This is a genomic window from Saccharomonospora halophila 8 (assembly GCF_000383775.1).
GTDB classification, from domain to species: domain Bacteria; phylum Actinomycetota; class Actinomycetes; order Mycobacteriales; family Pseudonocardiaceae; genus Saccharomonospora; species Saccharomonospora halophila.
Genome location: NZ_KB912567.1, coordinates 4,991 through 7,302 on the forward strand (window position 1 = coordinate 4,991; position 2,312 = coordinate 7,302).

Annotated in this window: 2 protein-coding genes, 1 tRNA gene and 1 pseudogene; 2 read left to right on the forward strand and 2 right to left on the reverse strand. The window is 72.6% G+C overall.

Annotation, left to right across the window (positions count from 1 at the left end; genetic code table 11):
- On the reverse strand, positions 1 to 787 hold a 787-nt coding region (locus SACHA_RS22575; RefSeq protein WP_019811343.1), incomplete at its 3' end, for a sigma-70 family RNA polymerase sigma factor.
- A gap of 190 nt (positions 788 to 977) precedes the next feature.
- On the opposite strand from SACHA_RS22575, the gene SACHA_RS0115945 reads away from it, so the two are divergent.
- Positions 978 to 1,050 (forward strand) — tRNA-Gly (locus SACHA_RS0115945).
- 147 nt (positions 1,051 to 1,197) lie between these two features.
- Here SACHA_RS0115945 and msrA read toward each other — a convergent pair.
- On the reverse strand, positions 1,198 to 1,860 hold the full coding sequence (gene msrA / locus SACHA_RS0115950; RefSeq protein WP_019811345.1) for a peptide-methionine (S)-S-oxide reductase MsrA: 663 nt from the start codon (positions 1,858 to 1,860) through the stop codon (positions 1,198 to 1,200).
- An 82-nt stretch (positions 1,861 to 1,942) separates the two neighbouring features.
- On the opposite strand from msrA, the pseudogene SACHA_RS25665 reads away from it, so the two are divergent.
- Positions 1,943 to 2,312, forward strand: a pseudogene (locus tag SACHA_RS25665) (hypothetical protein); the annotation flags it as partial.

Below are 2,312 nucleotides of genomic sequence, written 5' to 3' on the forward strand. Positions count from 1 at the left end.
CGAGGACGGCGCCGGCCGGGAACGCGAAGAGCGGGACCAGCGGCACGAGGACACCCGCGTGCGCGCGCAGGGCCGAGCACACCTGCCGCAGCTCGTCGTGGGTCGCGCGGCAGGGGACGCACCGGGCGAGATGCTGCTCGACCTTGCGGGACTCCGCGCCGGTGACGCTGCCCGCGGTGTACCCACCGAGCTTCTCCCGGACCGAACGACACCCGTTCGCCTCCCGGTCGGTGGTGAGGTGCGCCTGGAGATACGCGGCCCGCAGGCCGATCCGGGCACGCCGGGCCAGGGCGGCCGTCGCGTTCGCGCTGAGCCCGAAGTGCCGGGCGAGCGTCGCGGGCGCGGCGCCCTCGACCTCGGTCTGCCACAGCACGGTCCGCCACCGTTCGGGGAGCGTGGAGAACGCCCTGGTGATCAGGGCGGCCTCGGCCGTGCCGGCCTGGGGGTCGGCCTGGCCCCCGGCCCGCGAGGTGAGCTCCTCGTCGGTCACCGGCACATCCCGGCGGGATCCCTGCCATTCCCAGGCGACCCGGCGCGCCACCGTCATCAGGTAGGCGCGCACGTTGTCCCGGGGTCCGCTGCCCCGCCGGACCGCCTGCAACACCCGGAAGAAGGTCTCCGCGGTGATGTCGTCGGCCTCGGCCGTGTCCGTGCCCAGGCCGCGGGCGAGCCGCCGGACCGCGGGCTCGTGCGCCTCGAACAACTCCCCCAGGGCGGTATCGTCACCGGCACGGAGGCGGTCGATCAGCCCCGCGCTCACGGAGTCGGCCGTCGCCCTGTCCGTCACGACAGGCACCCCCTCCCGGGCCGCACGGAGTCTTCCGCTGGATGAGCCTTCCGTTGAACTTTGAACACCATACGGAGTGCGCTTCGGCGTCGTCACCCGTCGTGTTCCGTCCGTAATCGAAGGGCCCCCGATCGAGTGGCGACGGACCGGGGTATACACTAGGACCCACACCGGATGGAGTTCCGGATGTGCGGACGTAGCGCAGCTGGTAGCGCATCACCTTGCCAAGGTGAGGGTCGCGGGTTCGAATCCCGTCGTCCGCTCTCGGTCACGCCTGACATGCGGCAGGCACAGACAGATCCAGGCCCCGGTTTCCGGGGCCTTTTTCTTGATCTCCCCCGTCTTCGCGCCCGCACGGCACCGGCCACAGGGGCGCACCCCGTGGCCGGTGCGGTCGTCGCGCGGCGACGTCAGTCCCCCGGGACGCCGACCCCCACCGGGCAGGACACGCCCGTGTCACCGAGGCCGCAGTAACCGTTCGGCACCTTGTGGAGGTACTGCTGGTGGTAGTCCTCCGCGTAGTAGAACGGACCCGCGGGTGCGATCTCGGTCGTGATCTCGCCGTGCCCCGCACCATGCAGCGCCTTCTGGAACGCCTCCCGGGACGCCCCGGCGACGGCCTCCTGGTCGGCGTCGGCGGTGTAGACCGCCGAGCGGTACTGGGACCCCACGTCGTTGCCCTGGCGCAGCCCCTGGGTCGGATCGTGGTTCTCCCAGAACACCTTGAGCAGCGTCTCGTAGGACACCCGGTCCGGGTCGTACACGACGAGCACGGCCTCGGTGTGCCCGGTCAGGCCGGAGCACACCTCCTCGTACGTCGGGTTCGGGGTGTGCCCGCCCGCGTAGCCGACCGCGGTGGAGTACACGCCCGGCGTCCGCCAGAACACCCGCTCGGCGCCCCAGAAACAGCCGAGCCCGAACACGGCCGTGCGCATCCCCTCCGGAAACGGCGGCTTGATCCGCCGGTCCGGGTACACCGCGTGCGTCTCCGGCGTCGCGAGCGGCTCCGCGCGACCGGGCAACGCCTCCTCGGCGGAGACGAGCCTCGTCCTGTCCCGTCCGAACATCCACATGGCGTCGAGTCTACCGGCACAATGACCCACGGAAGGGTGGCGCGACAGCCGGTGGCGCCGCACCGGGCCGGGGAGTTGCGCGATGACGTGGCAGGACGACCTGCGCGAGCTCGACCGCGAACTCGCGGAAGGCATGATCAGCCGGGGTGAGCACCGGCGGCGGAGCGAGGACGTCCTCGCCGAGGCGTCGGGCACACCGGCCCCCCGGCCGACACCGGAACCCGAACCGACACGGAAACCCGAACCGACACCGGAAAACGGGCGGACGCCGGAACCCGGGCCGACACCGGAATCCGGGTCCCGGGCGAAGGCGCTGGTGAACACCGACCGGCGGACCACGGCGCCGAGCCCGGCGGATGTGTCCGAGACCCGGCTGCTGCGGATCGCGGACCCCGGTGCCGCCCCGTTCCCGCCCACGCCCGTCGCGGCCCCGCCGCCCGGATCGGTTCCCT